Origin of the sequence: Flagellimonas amoyensis (assembly GCF_003058265.1) — a bacterium.
In the GTDB taxonomy this organism is placed as follows: Bacteria; Bacteroidota; Bacteroidia; order Flavobacteriales; family Flavobacteriaceae; genus Flagellimonas; species Flagellimonas amoyensis.
In genome coordinates this window covers 215,692-233,208 of the sequence record NZ_QBUK01000008.1, presented here as the reverse complement: position 1 = coordinate 233,208, position 17,517 = coordinate 215,692, and the positions used below count along the sequence as shown (strand labels likewise).

Annotated in this window: 14 protein-coding genes; 12 read left to right on the top strand and 2 right to left on the bottom strand. The window is 41.4% G+C overall.

Going from position 1 to position 17,517, the window contains the following annotated elements; all coding sequences use genetic code 11:
* Position 1: 1 nt before the first annotated feature.
* Complete coding sequence (locus DB398_RS12825) at positions 2-1,330, bottom strand: MBL fold metallo-hydrolase (protein ID WP_108424818.1); 1,329 nt, start codon at positions 1,328-1,330, stop codon at positions 2-4.
* A gap of 53 nt (positions 1,331-1,383) precedes the next feature.
* Positions 1,384-2,049: a peroxiredoxin gene (locus DB398_RS12820; RefSeq protein WP_108424816.1), complete on the bottom strand. Its 666-nt coding sequence runs from the start codon at positions 2,047-2,049 to the stop codon at positions 1,384-1,386.
* Between the two features lie 874 nt (positions 2,050-2,923).
* On the opposite strand from DB398_RS12820, the gene DB398_RS12815 reads away from it, so the two are divergent.
* The 12 genes from DB398_RS12815 (at position 2,924) to DB398_RS12760 (ending at position 17,303) form a co-directional block, all read left to right on the top strand.
* Positions 2,924-4,903: a glycoside hydrolase family 172 protein gene (locus DB398_RS12815; protein WP_108424814.1), complete on the top strand. Its 1,980-nt coding sequence runs from the start codon at positions 2,924-2,926 to the stop codon at positions 4,901-4,903.
* Between the two features lie 869 nt (positions 4,904-5,772).
* Positions 5,773-7,926, top strand: a complete 2,154-nt coding sequence (locus DB398_RS12810; protein ID WP_159076432.1) for a tetratricopeptide repeat-containing sensor histidine kinase — start codon at positions 5,773-5,775, stop codon at positions 7,924-7,926.
* Positions 7,923-8,660, top strand: coding sequence for a LytR/AlgR family response regulator transcription factor (locus tag DB398_RS12805; RefSeq protein WP_108424810.1), 738 nt, complete (start codon positions 7,923-7,925; stop codon positions 8,658-8,660). The genes DB398_RS12810 and DB398_RS12805 overlap by 4 nt, the downstream gene beginning before the upstream one ends.
* A gap of 260 nt (positions 8,661-8,920) precedes the next feature.
* Positions 8,921-10,627: an Lcl domain-containing protein gene (locus DB398_RS12800; protein WP_108424808.1), complete on the top strand. Its 1,707-nt coding sequence runs from the start codon at positions 8,921-8,923 to the stop codon at positions 10,625-10,627.
* A 180-nt stretch (positions 10,628-10,807) separates the two neighbouring features.
* On the top strand, positions 10,808-11,737 hold the full coding sequence (locus DB398_RS12795) for a hypothetical protein (RefSeq protein WP_159076431.1): 930 nt from the start codon (positions 10,808-10,810) through the stop codon (positions 11,735-11,737).
* A 1-nt stretch (position 11,738) separates the two neighbouring features.
* Positions 11,739-12,515 (top strand): hypothetical protein, encoded by a 777-nt coding sequence (locus DB398_RS12790; RefSeq protein ID WP_108424805.1) that lies wholly within the window; start codon positions 11,739-11,741, stop codon positions 12,513-12,515.
* Positions 12,516-12,540: 25 nt separating this feature from the next.
* Entirely contained in the window at positions 12,541-13,128 is a 588-nt protein-coding gene (locus tag DB398_RS12785) for a hypothetical protein (protein ID WP_108424803.1), read from the top strand.
* Positions 13,129-13,132: 4 nt separating this feature from the next.
* Positions 13,133-13,501, top strand: coding sequence for a hypothetical protein (locus DB398_RS12780; protein WP_159076430.1), 369 nt, complete (start codon positions 13,133-13,135; stop codon positions 13,499-13,501).
* Positions 13,502-13,519: 18 nt separating this feature from the next.
* Positions 13,520-14,824 carry a PA3715 family protein gene (locus tag DB398_RS12775; RefSeq protein ID WP_108424799.1) on the top strand — a complete coding sequence of 435 codons (1,305 nt, stop codon included), beginning with the start codon at positions 13,520-13,522 and terminating at the stop codon, positions 14,822-14,824.
* A 4-nt stretch (positions 14,825-14,828) separates the two neighbouring features.
* Positions 14,829-15,395 carry a LemA family protein gene (locus DB398_RS12770; RefSeq protein ID WP_108424797.1) on the top strand — a complete coding sequence of 189 codons (567 nt, stop codon included), beginning with the start codon at positions 14,829-14,831 and terminating at the stop codon, positions 15,393-15,395.
* 3 nt (positions 15,396-15,398) lie between these two features.
* Positions 15,399-16,208, top strand: coding sequence for a DUF1266 domain-containing protein (locus DB398_RS12765; RefSeq protein WP_108424795.1), 810 nt, complete (start codon positions 15,399-15,401; stop codon positions 16,206-16,208).
* 3 nt (positions 16,209-16,211) lie between these two features.
* On the top strand, positions 16,212-17,303 hold the full coding sequence (locus DB398_RS12760; protein WP_108424793.1) for a DUF3137 domain-containing protein: 1,092 nt from the start codon (positions 16,212-16,214) through the stop codon (positions 17,301-17,303).
* Positions 17,304-17,517 lie beyond the last annotated feature (214 nt).

Genomic DNA, 17,517 nt, shown 5'->3' with positions numbered 1-17,517 from the left:
ATTACTTAAAGTCGTTTACATGTTCACTTAAATCATACACCTTAACATCATCCAATTTTTTCTCAAGGATACTACTTCCCGCCGCACTACGATAGCCTCCGGCGCAATGTACCACAATGGGCTTATTTGTAGGTATTTCATTCATCGTATCCCTCAATTCGTTCAAAGGATGTGCAATTGACTGCTCAAAAAACTTTCCATCATTTAACTCACTTTGGTTTCTAATGTCAACAATAGTATAATTAGTTGGGTTGTTTTGAAAATCCTCCAGATTCAAAATGGCGCTTTTTACCAAATGTTCCTTGCCCAATGTAATGATGGATTGTAATTGTGTTTCGTAACCAATCTTGGATACTCTTTCCAAGATATTAGATAAATCCTTTGGATTTCCGATAACCAAATGAAACGGCTCTTTTGGTGCTACGATTGAGCCCAACCACGTTTCAAATTTATCATTTTCGGAAACCGCCATAATGTTGATGCTTCCCTGCAGGTGGCCTTTTTTAAATTCGGATTCATCCCTGACATCCACAATTAAGCCATCTGTATCGGTATTTAATCGAAGGGGTATTTTGGCTAGGGAGGTTCTCAGATTTTCAGGGCCTTGTCTGTTGGTGTCCACATTGAACCCAAAATAGGATGGGATAAAGGGCTGACTGTCCAAAATGGTATGAACAAATTCTTCTTTCGATTGTGGTTTAAATGCCCAGTTGCCCATTCTTTCATTGACTAGGGTGCTGCTGTTGTCGGAGCTAAGGTTTTTTCCGCACAAGGATCCCGCGCCATGGGCAGGGTATACCAAGGCTTCATCGGGTAAGTCCTTGAATTTATTTTGGATGGTATCGTACATCATTTCGGCCAGTTCTTGACGCTTCGCGGTCATATTACCTGCTTTTTCGCGTAAATCTGGTCTTCCCACATCCCCAATAAAAAGGGTGTCACCAGTAAATAGTGCGGTTTTTCCATCTTTTTCCGCAACAATGGTAATGCTGTCAGGAGAGTGCCCTGGGGTATTCAAGGCCGAGATTTTGATATTACCTACCATAATGCTTTGGCCTTCATCAAAAGGTTCATATTCATAGTCGGCACCCAAATCTTTACTGTGATAAATAGGGGCTCCTGTTTCGTTATGTATTTGTAAATGGGAACTCACAAAATCGGCATGTGGATGGGTTTCTATAACCGCGGTTATTTTGGCATCATGATCCTTCGCAAAAGCATAATACTGCATCGGATTTCTTTCAGGATCTATAACGGCCATTTCACCATTGTCCACGATGGCATAAGAATAGTGGGCCAAGGGTTTGTATTCAAACTGTTTTATTTCCATAGAATAATGTTTTAAAGGGCACCTTAAAAGCAAGATGCCCATGATGAAAGTTATTAAATTGTTTTTTTAGCCAAGTACCAATCCACTTTTTCCAAGGAATCATCTGCCAAACGCGCATTCAGTTCATCCAAGGTTTTTGGAGCGCCCACAATTACCTTGTCTCCTTTTTTCCAATCCAATGGCATAGCGACTTTATGCTCATCAGAAGTTTGAAGGGCCTCCAAAGCTCTGAGAATTTCGTCCATGTTACGACCAACGTTCAATGGATAGTACATGATCAATCTAATCTTTTTGGATGGGTCGATAAAGAATACTGCCCTCACCGCGGCAGTTTCGCTCTCGTTGGGCTGAAGCATTCCGTATAATTTAGAAACCTTCATGTCCAAATCAGCAATAATCGGAAAATCAAAATAAACCCCCGTGTTTTCCTTAACGCTATGCACCCAACCCAAATGGGCGTGGATACTGTCGATACTTAAACCAAGAAGCTCGGTGTTCAAAGCCTCGAATTCAGGTTTTCTTTGTGCAAAGCCGCTCATTTCGGTAGTGCATACAGGTGTAAAATCTGCGGGGTGGGAGAACATTACGGTCCATTTATCCTTGGCAAATTCCGAGAACTTGATCTTACCTTTTGTGGTCACGGCTTCAAAATCGGGTGCAAAATCCCCAATCCGTGGCATCTGATTTACTTTTTCTTTTTCTACATAAGAGTTTTCCATAATAATATAAGTATAATTTATTGTAATTATTTTACCTGATAAAATTAATCTATTGTTATGGTGGCGGCAGTAACGTATGTTACACAAACTTTTTTCTGATTGTTGATCAATCAGCAAGCAGGGTGGAATAGGAACTTAAAAAAACATGGAGTCACAGCGCATTTGAGGAAAGGGTTGACATTACGTAATAACTTTACTGTTTTTAAATGGCAATTTATGTATTTGAGAGTATCTTATATGCAATAAATCTCTTGAATCCTTTTTTAAGAAACTCTTGATAAATATTTCTTTTAATATTTTATGATTAGATTTGTTATTTACGAAAGTGGATTGCTTATAGTGGTCTGTAATTCGGTTAGTAACAAAACATCAGCAAGGTAAAAGCCAGTAAAAATAAGGGTTAGCGAATGGAGTTCAAATCCTTCCGCGATCACGAATATCTAAGCGCAAAAATTGATCATCAATTTTTTTGCGCTTTTTTTGTTTTACTCCCTAGCCAACTATTGAGCATTGGCTTTTATTTTTATGATTCTGATTATCAATTAACTGCAATTTTTGAATTTTGATTACAAATTGCACTTGATGTAAAGTAGATATATAGATTTAATGGAAAAATTAATCTATTGTTTTTCAGGTTACTTAATCTAAAAAGTTGAGTCTGGGTCAAATTCTCAATCAGCACAAAATGACAAACCAAAGTTCTTTATCAAGCCCAAACCTTTTCTATTCTAAAAGAACTTTAACTATAAGATGATTTTTTTAATTAAATGAAAGAATTATTCTTTCATTTAATATATTTTTATTTAAATTAAACAAACAAAACCTTTGTTTGAATTATTGGAATATGTGTCAACTCGACAAAATGACTTTTTAAATGGAAATAACCAAAATGCTTACTAAAAAGGATTTTAATTCTTTATTTGTCCTGATCATATCGGTTAACTTTTTAAATGCCCAAAAGGACGTTGTAAACACTGTAGCTGATGAACTTAGAAAGTTGCACGACATTTCTTTGCTTCCCAAATACGAATATGATTCAAAATCTGGTATGCAATCCTCGTATGACCCAACGGGAGGGAATGACGATGGATTCAATGGAACCTATTCTTTTATCCGCAAAGAGAATGGACACTCGGTATTGACCGATTTGAAAGGCCCGGGAGTGGTGACCCGTATTTTTACCCCAACACCAACAACAAAAATGGTTTCATTTTATTTTGATGGTGAAAAGGAACCACGGTTACGCCTCCCTTTTATTGACCTGTTCTCGGGCACAGTTTTTCCTTTTGAAAGACCAATAGTGGGCAACGAGATCGGGGGGTATTATAACTACTTTCCCATTACCTATAACAAGTCGTTGAAAATTGTTTATGAAGGTGATGACATCCGTTTTCATCAAATACAATATAGGACCTATCAAAAAGAACATGTTACAAAGACGTTCGACTTAAACCTATCAAAGGATGCACGTGCAGAAATGGACAAGATCAAGGAAATTTTTGACAGTGCGGAAATGGGAATTCGTGTGTTGAACTTTCCGCAGCAAAAAAGTTTGGAAAAGAATTTTGAGATCAAACCTGGAGAAAGCAAACAACTTATCGATTTACAATCCCCGGGCAGAATTGTTGGCATTGAAATTCAAAGAAATCAGGAAAATTGGGACCGTTCCATATTGTTCAAAATCAACCAGGATGGAGAGGGATTGCCATCCGTTTATTGCCCTATCAATGATTATTTCGGATATTTTTTCGGTAACCCATCTGCTAGAGGCCTGCTGCTGGGTTCTGTAAACGGAACAGATTATTCCTACTACCCCATGCCATTCGATTCTAATTTATCCGTTACGCTAATTTCAAGTGAAGGTGCCAAAAACTCCATATCAGGAAAAATTAAGGTCACGTATGTAGAGGGTGAAAGAAATAAAAAGGAAGAAGGTAAGTTTTATGCGCTTTGGAGCAGGGAAGAACCCAAGATTGGGGAACCATACCTACTGATCGATCAGAAAGGTAAGGGACATCATGTGGGAACGATTTTGCAAGCCCAAGGCTTGGTTGAAGGAACCTCCATATTTTTTGAGGGTGACGATATGGCGATCACGGATGGCGAACTACGTTTACATGGTACCGGATCTGAAGATTACTTCAATGGAGGTTGGTACTGGGTTTTGGACAGATGGGATGCAGGAGTCAGCAATCCTTTGCACGGGTGTCTGGGATATAGCATGCCCAATGTCAGAACTGGGGGATATCGGTTTTTAATGTCCGACAAAGTATCTTTTGACAAAAGCTATCAATTTACCATGGAACATGGCCCTGAAGGCAATAAAGCACCTGTTGATTATACCTCCATGGTGTTCTATTACGGTGATACCCCCCCAAAAAACCTATTGGACCCCACCAGTTTTAAATTTGATGCCAAACCTCCCAAAAAACACGTCTACGGTGTAAGGGATTATAAAATTAATTTAGGTCCGGGAACTTCAGTTCATTCCCCCGGGAATCATATTGTGATCAAAGTCGATTCCCAAAACCCATTGGGCGTCTTTTTCTCCGCCGATTCTACGGTCCAAGGTAAAATTAGAATTGATCTGGATGAAATGCGTCCAGGTAGATACAACGTTTTTCTATCCTATAAAAAGGACAGGGAATCTGGCATGTTCTCTTTGTGGAGGAGACAGCAACAGCTTACGTCTTGGATTGATGCCCATTCCGAAGAGCCGGAAGATATAACATTTGAACATATGGGGGAGCTGGCGATTACGGAGGATGTAAGGTCCTTGACGATTCAAACCAAAGAGCAGGGAGATAGAAATACTGTCCAGATCGGTTGGTTGATACTGGAAGAGATTGACTGATTTTTTAATCAAAGAACAGGTAATTTCTGCCCTTAACAACAATTCTTCCTCCACGCTAAACAGCTCCCAACAGGTAGTGGATTGTCTTTTTCAAATGCTTTTTTGTCTGTTTAAATGGATTTATCCATCATCAAACCGTATTCTATGGTTAATTTTATGCTATGAAGAATTAAATCAGAAACTTGACCCGTACAAACCTCATTGTCGCAAGTATTGCTGGACTGTTTTCATTTGTCTTTATATCACCTTATGGGAAGTTAATTATAAACCCCTTTTCATTGCATTAGGAGCCGCAATGGATTTTGGTTGATCTTAGATGAGGAATATAGAACTGTCACCCATATTAAACTGGGCGTAGCTTTTGAAGAGGAATGCAATAGGGAAGTTCAACGAAAAGATGACCTACTACAATTATTACCCAGCCTTGGGAGTGTTGAGGTATATTCTTCGGTTGTAAGTTCAATCAGATACATGTGCTTGTCATTGGATAAATGTTTGGTTTTGCGGGACTGAAACAAGCAATCTATCATAGTATGCCATGGTAGTGATTTTTTAAAGTAAGATTTTTGGATTTTACGACATCAAATAAGGACCCAACCATAGCTAATATCCATTCGAGCATTACGGATATACATTGGAAAGGGGGCATCTTAAAGAAAACTCCTCTTTTCTCGTTCCAAGGAAACATAAAAGCCGTATTTTGCCCTAAATTGACCTCAATACGACCAATGATTTTAAAGGAACAAACCTTGTCACGGCATACAGCATTGCTTGCTACGGTTTGCTCATCCAGTCCCAGAAAAAAAGTCTTCTTAAGCAGGGGGTTGATACAGTCCCTTAGACACTTCCATTGGTTCTTACTGCTCTTTATGTTGTTTTTTCAGGGTGCCGTACAAGCTCAAACCAATAAAATAGATAGCCTTGAAACGGTATTGAAAAATCACGTGGAAAGTGATTCCACCCGAGTAATACTGTACTACTCCCTGGCATTTGAACATTTCCGGACCGACATGGCAATTTCCGACGATTACCTGAAAAAAGCGGAAGATTTAAGTGATAGTCTGAATTTCAGAGGAGGTAAGGCCAGGGTCTTATATCTGAAGGGCATTCTAGAGAATACAAAATCCGAGTATGGGAAAAGTTTGGACTATTTTCAACAATCATTGGATTACTACAGATCCATAAATCACAAAGCCGGGATCGCATCCATTTATACCGCATTTGGGATAACCCACTCAGATCTGTCCCAATATGATGAAGCGATAGAGGCCTATTCAAAGGCTACCGAAATCTATGAAGCATTAAAGGATACCACTGAGCTTATCACGTGTTTGATCAATAGTGGAAACACCTATTCCGAAAGCGGGAATCTTAATGACGCCATTTCCAATTACATGCGCGCCCTAAAATTGAGTGAGGATAGTCGCGATAAAGATGGTATTTCTTATGTGCAGACCAATCTGGGCGTTGTCTATAAAAAACAAGGGAACTACCCTTTGGCCATTGATTATTTGAACAAGGCGCTAGAGTTTGACAAGAAAACGAACGACTTGCTGGGTAGGGCTCTAAAACTCCATGAATTGGGTGAAGTGTACAACTCCTTGCACGACAATGAAAAGTCCTTAAGGTATCATGAGCAATCTTTGGACTATTCCACTAAAATCGGGAACAAGCGTCTCATCGCCATAAACGAGGCCAGCATAGGCAATATCTTCAAAGACGAAAAAGCGTATTCCAAGGCTCTTGAAAATTACCAGAGATCGTTGGAAACCAGTCGTCAAATCGAGAATGTGAGACATACCGCAATTTGTTATAACAATATTGCCGAAGTCAATCTATTGTTGGACGAACCTGCACAGGCCCGCACGTACTTTTTGGAAGCAAGGGACATTTGTGTGAAAACGAACAACAGGGATATTTTGCCGACCAGCCTCTTGGGTATTGCTGAAACTTACGTCTTTGAAAAGAAGTATCAAGAAGCACTAGGGTTTGTCAATGAGGGCAAACAGATTGCCGAGGAACTGGAACTGCTGGAAAACCAAAAAAAGGCGGCGGGACTTCTTTCCATAATTTACGAAAACACCCATCTCTATAAAAAGGCTTTGGAAAGTCATCAACAGTTCAAAGCCTTGAACGATAGCCTGTTCAATAAAGAGAATGTTGAGAAAATCACCCAAATCGAATATGAATATAAATACAAACAGGCCCTTGACTCCGCGAATATCCGGGAATTGAAACTTACAAAAACCGTTCTGGCCACATCTCAAGATCTGGCCCGCTCCAACCAAAACCTACTGTGGGCCATCATTGGAATTTTGTTGGTTTCGATTTTATTGGGTTCGATGATCTTTTATCAGAAATTCAATACCATCAAGGTCAAGAACCAGAGTATCATCACGGAGCAAAAATTATTGCGCTCGCAAATGAACCCGCATTTTGTCTTTAATTCACTATCCGTCCTTCAGGGTATGATATTGAACAAGGAAGAGAAAAAATCAGTCAATTATTTGGCCAAATTCTCAAGATTACTTCGGATAACCTTGGAAAATTCCAGGGACAAAATGGTCTTGCTCTCGCAGGAGTTGACCGCTGTGGAAAATTATATGGCCCTCCAGAATTTAGAGAATGACACTTATGAATTCTCGATCACCATAGATGAGGGCATAGATGGTTCATTGTTCAAAATACCGCCAATGCTCATCCAACCATTCATTGAAAATGCCATAGAGCACGCTTTTGCCAAACAAACCAAGGACCGGAAGATAGACATGCACTTAAAATATGCGAACCAAGAGTTGATCTGCATCATAACGGACAATGGTATTGGCATCAATTCACAAAAGGAAAAGAACGGAAACGGCAAAAAGTCTTTGGCTACGCAAATCACCTCCGAGCGATTGAAAATTTTATCCACCTATTTCAAAATGAAAGGGTCCGTCGCCATTGAGGACAGAATAAAGTACAACGAAAAGGGAACCGTGGTAACCCTGGTCTTGCCCCATGAAAAACTGAAAGTGGCATGAGAGCATTATTGGTAGAAGATAAAGAGTACATTAGAAAGGGGCTGCTCCATTTATTGCAATCCATAGAAACCGATGTGGAGGTCATAGGTGAATGCGGATCTGTGAAAGATGCGGTCGTGGTCGCCAATACCTGCAAGCCCCAACTTGTTTTCTTGGACATCAACCTTTCTGACGGCACGGGTTTTGATTTTTTGGACCAGACCGAGCACTTGGATTTCAAGGTCATCTTCATCACTGCATACGAAGAATATGCGATCAAGGCCCTCAAGATAGGAGCCGTTGATTATTTATTGAAGCCCGTGGATATTGAAGAACTGAAATTGGCCCTTGCCAAGGTCAGGACATTGCCAGTCAAGGAACAGAAGCAACAGTTGAAAACGGCCAAACAGATCTGGTACCAAAACGACTCCACATTGGTGCTATCACTTAGTGATAGTTTTCAGGTGATAGACCTGCAAGAGTTACTGTACTGCGAATCCGATAAGGGCTATACCTCTTTCCACTTGGCCAATGGTAAAAAATACATCGCTTCCAAACCTTTGAAGGAATATGAAGAACATCTTGAAAAGGTAAATTTTACCCGGCCGCATCAGTCTTTTATGGTGAACCTGAAATTCATAGACAAATATGATAGATCAGGCACTATCCATTTGAAGGACGGAAAAAAGATACCGGTTTCCTCACGAAAAAAAGAAGCATTCCTAACCACCTTTCTCAAATACAACGGTCTTTAGGTTTAAGTAGGAAGGGTTCTGATTTTAAAATAGTTGCCACTTTTAAAAAACGCATAATCCTTTGAACCTCGCACATATGTGTTGAAGGTCGGCGAATATACATTGGCTATTTTTTCCACAATTCTTTTGTTGCAGTTTTAACCTGCGAAAACCATTTCTTACTTATGATTACCTACAGCAATTATACTTTTCCTTGGGCGGTCCTGAGCCTGAAATGGCAGTAACTTAAAATTTTAATGGAAATCATCAAACCTTAGATCATGAACAAAACAAGCAAATTGACCCATCTCTTTATTTTGACCATCTTGCTGATCGGCTTTGGATGCAGCAATGATGACGATGCGGGCTCACCGATCAGTCTTGAAGACCTTGCAGTGAGCATGGACGAAAACCCTTCCAATGGCCAGACGGTCGGTATGGTGGAAACAGTTGGCGGAACAGCGATGAACTTCAGTATTGTGTCCCAAAGTCCTGCTGGGGCCATGGATATAGATTCCAGTTCGGGTGAACTTACCGTGGCCAATGCGTCATTGTTCGATTATGAAACCAATGCGACCATCACGGCAACCATAGATGCAGAAAATGCAGAAAATACGGCAACCATCACCGTGACCCTGAACAATGTCAATGAGGTAAGTGCACAGGCTTTGGAGGTAACGATGGACGAAAACCCGACCAATGGCGATGTTGTCGGTTCCTTGCAGGCCACAGGCACGGCTTCAGGTTTTACCATTACATCCCAGACACCAGCAGGTGCCTTGACCATTGATTCCGCTACGGGCGAACTTACCGTGGCCGATGCCACATTGTTCGATTATGAAACGAATCCGACCCTTACGGCGACCGTTACCCTGGAAGATGCCCAGAACCCTGTGACTGTTACGGTGAACCTTGACAATGTATTTGAAGTAACTGTTCAAGATATTACACTGTCCGTAGATGAGAACCCAACCGATGGTCAAGTTATTGGTATTGTTCAAACATCCGGGGCTACCGCAACAAACTTCAATATCGTTTCACAAACTCCAAACGGAGCATTGAATATCGATGCCGCAACGGGAGAACTGAGTGTAGTCGATCCAAACCTGTTCGACTTTGAGACCAATCCCACTATCACGGCGACCGTTATTGTGGATGATGCCGAGAATCCTGCTACGGTGACCATCAACCTGAACGATGTGGACGAAATAACTGTACAGCCAGGCAACTTTACCATTGATGAAAACCCGTCCAATGGCGATAGCATTGGAACCCTTCAGGCCACGGCCGGTTCAAGTCTCACCTATACCATTACATTTCAGAACCCGGTAGGCGCTTTCAGCATAGACCAAAACACCGGAGAACTGTTTGTTGCGGATGAAACTTTGTTCGATTTTGAGGCCAATCCCAACATGTTTGCGACCATTTCTGTGGATAATGGCACCTATTCCGTATCGGCGAACGTATTTGTTGCCCTCAACAATCTCAATGAAATTGGGGAGTTCAAATATGGCGGTGTTATTTTTTGGATAGATCCAGCGGATAACGGACACGGATTGGTCAGTGCCATTACTGATCAAAGCACAAGTGCAACTTGGGGATGTCAAGGAACATTGATCTCAGGGACTGGAACAGGTATTGGCAGTGGGGACACAAATACTGCCGCTATAATTGCTGGATGTGCAACTCCTGGAATAGCTGCTGATATTGCTTCCAATACAACCATTGATGGCTATTCCGATTGGTTTTTACCGAGTAGATCAGAGTTAAATCAAATGTATGCCCAAAAAGCCATTATAGATGCTACAGCCATCGCCAATGGAGGTACGGCCTTTCCTCCATCTGTGTTTTATTGGAGCTCTACTGAGGCCAATAGTAATACGGCATGGGCTGTATTTTTCGACAATGGGAACAATGGCGGGTTTAACAAAGGTGTATCCACATTTTACCAGGTTCGGGTCGTGAGGGAGTTTGACCTAGGGAATTAATGATGTATTTCAAACACCTCCGGCAGCAGTTGTCGGAGGTGTTTGTTCTATGGAATCGTCCACAAAACCAGTTTTGTGGGATTGTGTCGTTTGTGAACGAAAAGCAAATGCCGATTGTAATGGACTGGGACAAATGAAAACGATGTTGAAATGACATTTGGTTTAAAAATAATATGGGTATTGGTTCTGTTTTGCGCTATGATCGTAGTGCTTTTGGCCCGATCCAAAAGAAAATCCATTTTGGTTGTCTCGCTTATGTTGAGCGGGATTTTCGCAGTAGGTGCATCCTTTTATGCATACATCGAATATGCTGCCTTTCAAAAAAAAGTGGATAGGTATGGCCTACATCAGCTCGGTGCTGTGGAGATAGTTGATGAAGATCTTTCGACCGAAAATGAATATGCAGGGTTCAAATATTTTCAAGACTATCGAAATTCTTTGAGCGGCTACGAAGTTTTTTTGTTGGAAATGGGATTGGATGATAAGGACCATTTTTCGTATCAAAATATCCTTCGGGATGAGATTATGCGCAACATGGAAAACGAAGCATACAGTCAGACCTATTGGAATACCATCTTTACCATCGCATTTGGATACAATGAGGATACAAAATCGTACCGAAGACCAAACTATGAAGCACTGTACGTTGTGCCCTCGGTTAATAAAGATCTAGATCAGGAAACGGATTATGGTGATTTGAACGATGCTGCGAACTATTCCTTTTTTGAACGCTCCAGCCAATTGCTCTACATCCGTCAAAAAGCAAAGACGATGGATCGGTCTGCGCAAAACATTGCCCATTTCTGGAAAAGCAACAAATCCTATGTCTATACTTTTTTCTCCAAAAACAAATACGACGAACTCTGCAAACAAGTGGTGGATGATTTGATCGAGATATACGATACTATCACCTCAACCTTTAACTATGAGGCGTTTTATAGGATGTACGATGTTTCGGATGACGTTTTCTTGGATTTTCCATCACCAGCGTATACCAGTTCTTTTGAATATTCATGGCCCTTTAGTTTTTGGGACCGTCGTTTTGCAGAGGATAATGCTGCTGAAGTGTATGGCATTTTAAAGGAAATTCAACAGCATTATACAGATTGAAATGAAAAAGGTAATCATCATTTTGGGAATCATAGGTCTTGGAGGGGTAGGAGTGGCCTATTATTTTTCATTGGAATCACTAAAAGTGATGGACCAGGTACAAGAAGAGGAGAGCCTGAATGAAGTTTTGGCTGACAACAAGTCGATTGCGGAAGAATCGGCCAGGGAAGAATTGATCTACGGCAATAGCATCATCTATCAATCCATTGATTTCACCAAACCCGAATATGAAGTCATTGGCCCTTGTATACAAAACTTTCACACCACTGGAAAATTGGATGCCCTGTGTTTGAATGAGGTATTGGAGGCTGTGGTCGGTGATTTGAGGGAAGAGGGTTTTATAAATGCAGTGATCGGCTCCAGTATCGACTATGAAAATCTTGCGTTGGACCCTACTTTTTTGGACAATCTCTTTTCCGAGCAGACTTCGTTGGCAAATGCCCTCAGTCTTGGTTTTTTGAACAGGTATCGAAGCCCAAAAAAAATGCAACAGGCATTTGATCGGTATAAGACGGATCTATTCAATAGTGTCCCCAAAAGTCTGTATCAAAAAGTATTTGAAAGAAAAGTCCTTGAGTGCCTATCGGCCTACGAAGAGATTACTGGTCAAGCTAACAGGGAGGCCTTCTTTGAGGACATTTACTTTAAAGCGGATACACAGAATTTACATGGCCAATATTGGACATATACCTTTTGGAAAAGAAGGGAGATGGAAAAAAACGATAAGGTCTTGTATGTCATCTTGACCGAGATCAAAAACCATTACAATAAAAAATAGCAGCATACAACCGTAAGCATCCAAAATGGAGATTGTTGTCATTGCCTTTCTGATTTTGTTGTTGATCGTTGTGGTTTTCCTTGGCTACAAACTGCTCAGGTTCCTGTTCAAAAGTAAGGGACATACCGTGATAACCCTTTCCCTGTGTGGGATAGTTGTTTTGATTGTAGGTGTCAACCACATTTTTTTTAAAAAAATGCAATTCATCCCATCCAAAATATATCCCGACCTGTACTTGATCAAAAATCCAATGAAGGACAAAAATGAACTGGAAACCGCCATCAGGGAATTTGTTATGGAAACCGTGAACCAAGAATCGGGAAATCTCGAAGGACCGACCAAGACAGCTACAGCATACCAACCATTGCGGTTTTATGAGTACAGCAAGAGTTGGGGCATTAATGTGTTTGCAGATGCGGGAACGGCCTATTTTTTGGAAAATGAGGAAGACCCTAGTGGTTTTGTGGTAGAAGAACTATCCATGTATTCGGATTTACGGTTGGCAACGTTCCAAATGGGTCTTTGTGAAAATGCCCAGGAGCTTTATTGTGGCGAACTGATCTTTTTCAACAAAGGAGAAATCACAAACACTGAGGTGTTGGTTATTCAGTAGAAAAATGAACAAGGTAGCAACCATATCACGTCGAAATTGGTCCAAAATGGTTTTGGGATATGCCCTGTGGACCATGGCCGCCCTTCTTTTGGGTATCGGCTACATGTATCTGGTATTGGGCCCGTTGCCCGAAGCAACCAACCTTTGGAATTTTTTCTTTGGTAAGCTATATGTCTTTGGGCTCCTTCGCATGGGACTGATCATTGGCAGTATTGTGACAATCCTCTTCATCATGTTAGATGTCTTCCTCATAGACAAGAAGAAGATTTCTGGAACGAATAAAGTATGGGCTCGTATGCTGGCCTTATGCATTGTACTGGCTGTGGTGGCCACTGTGCATTACCTGTTGGAAAAAACCATTGATATTATATAAAGCAAACCATTTGAAGGGATGAAATTAGTATATGCAACCTTATTGATTTTGCTGGTTTCCTGTGACCAAAATCCAAAAACGGAGAGGAAACTGGAAGTCACTGAACAGGGCGCACCAGCGGAACAGTTGGTGTCCAAGGGCAATGATACCCAAAAAAACATTGATTTCGATGCGGTGATCACCATGACCAAAACAAAACAATTGCCCCACATCGATACCACAAATTTTGATCTTTTTATCGATGAAGATAACCTGGGCAATATTGAAAGCGAGTCTCTACGTATCGAAAAAATATATCCTGATTTCTATGCTGAAGGTTCCAAATATCAATCAATGACCTCATACAGATTGGAATTGTCCCCAAACTATCATACGGTCGTGGTGACCTTCAAAAAAGGAGGTCTTGAAATGGAATCCACATTGATCAACTATGATCTCGAGGGAAATATTGTCGACCATCAATTGATTGCCTACGATGAAATTGCAGAGGGCATGACGAGAGTGGTATCGAGGATAAGCGAGAACAAAATTACAACGAACCGTATTTTTTGGACAGATAAAAAAGAGATCGGGCAAGAGGAATACAGTATCCAAAGTGATGGGAAAATAGAAGCAATGGATTCCAAGATCCTCAGTGAAACCCTTCCGGAATATCCCCTGATTTTATCCGTAATGAATGCACTAGGGCTTCAACCTCTGGAGGTAAAGGCGGATTTGATCGCTTCAAAGACCTTGGACCACTACCCAAGTGGCGAAATTGTGGTCATCCCCGAAATTGTTGATGAGGGAGAACATTATTTTGAACTCAACAGCCATATCGTCATTGTGGATCATCAGACTGGGGACATCACACACAGCTTCTTTGAAAGTGCCAAAACCAATCATTGGATTTCCGATGCGGTAGTGCTTACAGAAATACAAATCGACACATCCCCATACAATCTATCCGAAGGGAGCAGCGCTTTTGGCATACGGGTACGCTATCATGGAATGTCCAGCGCAAATCCCTATGAGAATGAAACCCTATCACTTTTTATAAAATCTGGTCAGGAGCTACATAAAATCCTGAACAATTTCAGCGTGATGGACTACGGTGGCGAATGGGATACCAGTTGCCAAGGGGAATTTTACCGCACCGAAAAGGTGCTCATTTTATCTAATGAACAGACCAATGGCTGGTTTGATGTTTTGGTGAAAAGCAAGATTGTCAAAACCATAAACGAAGAAGATGGGAATGGGAAATGCATTTCCAAGGAAACGACTTCAACCGAAACCACGGTGTTGAAATTCAACGGTAAAGAATACAAAACACATAAAATTTGAACAGATGAAAATAATCCTCGTCATTACCATTTCCCTTGTGGTGCTTATCGGTATGATTGCCATCATCGCCAACAACCAGATCATCGCAAGGAAGAACCAAGTGGCGCAAGCCTTTGGCAGTATTGAAATCTATCTGAAAAAGCGATTCGACCTTATCCCGAACCTTGTGGCCATGCTCAACAAGTATTTGGCGCACGAAAAGGAAATACTGGTGAAAGTGACCCAGCTTCGCAGCCAAATACATGCGGCCTCGGATCCAAAGGAAAAGATCCAGGCATCCAATGAACTGACAAAGATCATGGGAGGTCTTACCCTGAACGTGGAAAATTATCCAACTCTAAAGGCGGATACACAGTTTCTTGACCTTCAGCATAAACTTACCGATATCGAGGACCATATCTCCGCGGCGCGAAGGGCCTATAATGCAGCGGTTACCCTATATAACAATAAAATCCAAATGTTTCCGGCCAATGTGGTGGCGCAATTGCGAAAAGACAAAGCTGCGGAATTGTTGGATATATCCAAAGCGGAACAGAAAGAAATAGACATCAACCAATTAGTAAACCGATAAATCATGCAAATGTTCGAAAACCTGCCTTGGTACAGCTACATACTACTGGTACTGGCGATTGCCTCCTATGCGTATCGCTATTTCAAAATAGGAAAAAAGGAATATGATGCCCCAGATCTAACAGATGCAAGATTCAAAAAGGCCTCCAACAGTGACCTGAGCGAGGAACAACGCTTTGCCATTGCACTCTACACCCCAATTTCTGAATGGTGGGGCGCAGATACCAATACACTCACATTTCTTAATGCGAAGGAAATCAAGCCCTATTTGGAAGGGTGGTGGATAGACACCCCTGAGGGTTATTGGGGGTTGACCGAGTATTTTATGAAAGATGGCCGCCGCTGGTATTTTGATTTTATTTATCCTATGGTTCAAAAAGAACCGGAAGAGCAGTGGGGTAGGCTCATGGACGAAAAATTTGGGGATAATGAGCGGGCACACCGCTTTTTGGAGTTTTTACGTACCGGTGAGGTTTCGGATACGTTAAAGCAAAAAGGCATCTTACTATTCGACTCCGAATTGGAACTGGGTGTGGCCGGTTATGATGCAGCGATATTGGTGGGACAAGCCCGAAAAGCGTATACCGCTGGCTTGATTTCTGAAAAGGACGCATGGAAGGTCATCCATTTTGCAAAAGCATTGGCATTGCAGCATTTTTCATCTTGGGAAGAATTCGGAAAAAGCTTTGCCATTGGTTTTTTCTTGGATATGAAATCGGATTACAATCCCCATAAAGAACAAATTTACCATGTCTACAAACAGGTGATGGAGCATCCCGATAGTCCTTGGAACACTTTAGATTGGCCACGCTAGACCATGCAGCATCAGATACAGAAAGCATATAGCGAAACCAGCGAGGCACTCGGCGGCATCTATAAAAAGAGGAAGCGCACCCTATTTTTCCAAAAGATGATGTGGGGCGTTGCAGGTTTGTACATTTTGTTGATGACATTGCTACTGCTGGGCAATCATTTGTCATTCTTTAAGCTTGACTTTTGGTCGGTTTTAGAACCCCATCTGTCCACTCAGGACAACCCTTATGCAAATGTTTATCCAATAGTGGGATTGTTGGTTTTGCTGTATCCGGCGACCTTTCTTTTTGCCAAAGCCTTTCAAAAGTTTAAACAAAGGGAAAAGGAGACCATGGCAAAAATGGTGAAGACCTTGTTCCCTCAGGTAGAATTTACCCAAGGCGCCGCATCTCCCATAAAAGAGATCATGCATAGCAAATTCTTTCCATGGGTAAAAAAAGATACACCAACATATAGTTTTGGTCAGATAAGGGGCAAGGTCAACAACACATTCATCAACCTGGTGGATATCGGGATTATGGAACGGAATATGGCCAAAAGAGTGACCGGGGGAATAATGCACATTCCCATCCTGAACCTATTGGTTCTGCTGTATGAATATGTACTCGGGAACATGGTTTCGGATGCATCGGCGGATAATCACTATTTCACATACCGAGGGATGTTCTGTTGGCTACAGTTTACAAAGAAACTGGACGGACATACCGTGGTTTTGACCAATGATCCATTGACCAAATGGGACAGGATGGCGAGTTTTAACTTCAGGGAAGAGCATAAGATACATTTGGAGGACCCCAGGTTTATCGAGAGCTTTGTGGTGTATGGGACGGACCAAGTGGAAGCCCGCTATGTCCTGTCCTCTGCGCTTATGGAATGTATTGTGGCCCTGAAGGAAAGATTTGACCGCCCTTTATTTTTATCATTTCAAGATAGGCAGCTGTATTTGGCGGTACAAAATGACAATGGATTGTTTTCATTTCCTTCAGGAAAGCTGGAAGGCATAAAAATAATGGAGGAGCTGGCAAAGGAAATTGAAACAGCATTGGAAATCCCTGAAGCATTGAAATTAAACCTTGGCATGACCAAACAATCATAAAAATGTCTTTCCCAATCTTTCTGCATTGGAAAAGAAGGTCTGAGCGATTTGGGATTGGAGGGCCAATGCCTTATCGATATCATAAGTATTTCATACTTTTGTTCACAAATTATGGGGTGTCCTGTGTTTGCAGGGCTGAGATCATACCCGGAAGTCGACCACTTCGCACCTGATCCAGGTAATACTGGCGTAGGGATTTGGCATGGCCGTTTGG

Bases quoted from the DNA above. Each gene is read 5' to 3' on its own strand.
- DB398_RS12810 (WP_159076432.1), top strand. From the start codon at position 5,773: ATGTTGTTTTTTCAGGGTGCCGTACAAGCTCAAACCAATAAAATAGAT.
- DB398_RS12800 (WP_108424808.1), top strand. From the start codon at position 8,921: ATGAACAAAACAAGCAAATTGACCCATCTCTTTATTTTGACCATCTTG.
- DB398_RS12790 (WP_108424805.1), top strand. From the start codon at position 11,739: ATGAAAAAGGTAATCATCATTTTGGGAATCATAGGTCTTGGAGGGGTA.
- DB398_RS12760 (WP_108424793.1), top strand. From the start codon at position 16,212: ATGCAGCATCAGATACAGAAAGCATATAGCGAAACCAGCGAGGCACTC.
- DB398_RS12825 (WP_108424818.1), bottom strand. From the start codon at position 1,330: ATGGAAATAAAACAGTTTGAATACAAACCCTTGGCCCACTATTCTTAT.
- DB398_RS12815 (WP_108424814.1), top strand. From the start codon at position 2,924: ATGGAAATAACCAAAATGCTTACTAAAAAGGATTTTAATTCTTTATTT.
- DB398_RS12765 (WP_108424795.1), top strand. From the start codon at position 15,399: ATGCAAATGTTCGAAAACCTGCCTTGGTACAGCTACATACTACTGGTA.
- DB398_RS12775 (WP_108424799.1), top strand. From the start codon at position 13,520: ATGAAATTAGTATATGCAACCTTATTGATTTTGCTGGTTTCCTGTGAC.
- DB398_RS12780 (WP_159076430.1), top strand. From the start codon at position 13,133: ATGAACAAGGTAGCAACCATATCACGTCGAAATTGGTCCAAAATGGTT.
- DB398_RS12770 (WP_108424797.1), top strand. From the start codon at position 14,829: ATGAAAATAATCCTCGTCATTACCATTTCCCTTGTGGTGCTTATCGGT.
- DB398_RS12820 (WP_108424816.1), bottom strand. From the start codon at position 2,049: ATGGAAAACTCTTATGTAGAAAAAGAAAAAGTAAATCAGATGCCACGG.
- DB398_RS12785 (WP_108424803.1), top strand. From the start codon at position 12,541: ATGGAGATTGTTGTCATTGCCTTTCTGATTTTGTTGTTGATCGTTGTG.
- DB398_RS12805 (WP_108424810.1), top strand. From the start codon at position 7,923: ATGAGAGCATTATTGGTAGAAGATAAAGAGTACATTAGAAAGGGGCTG.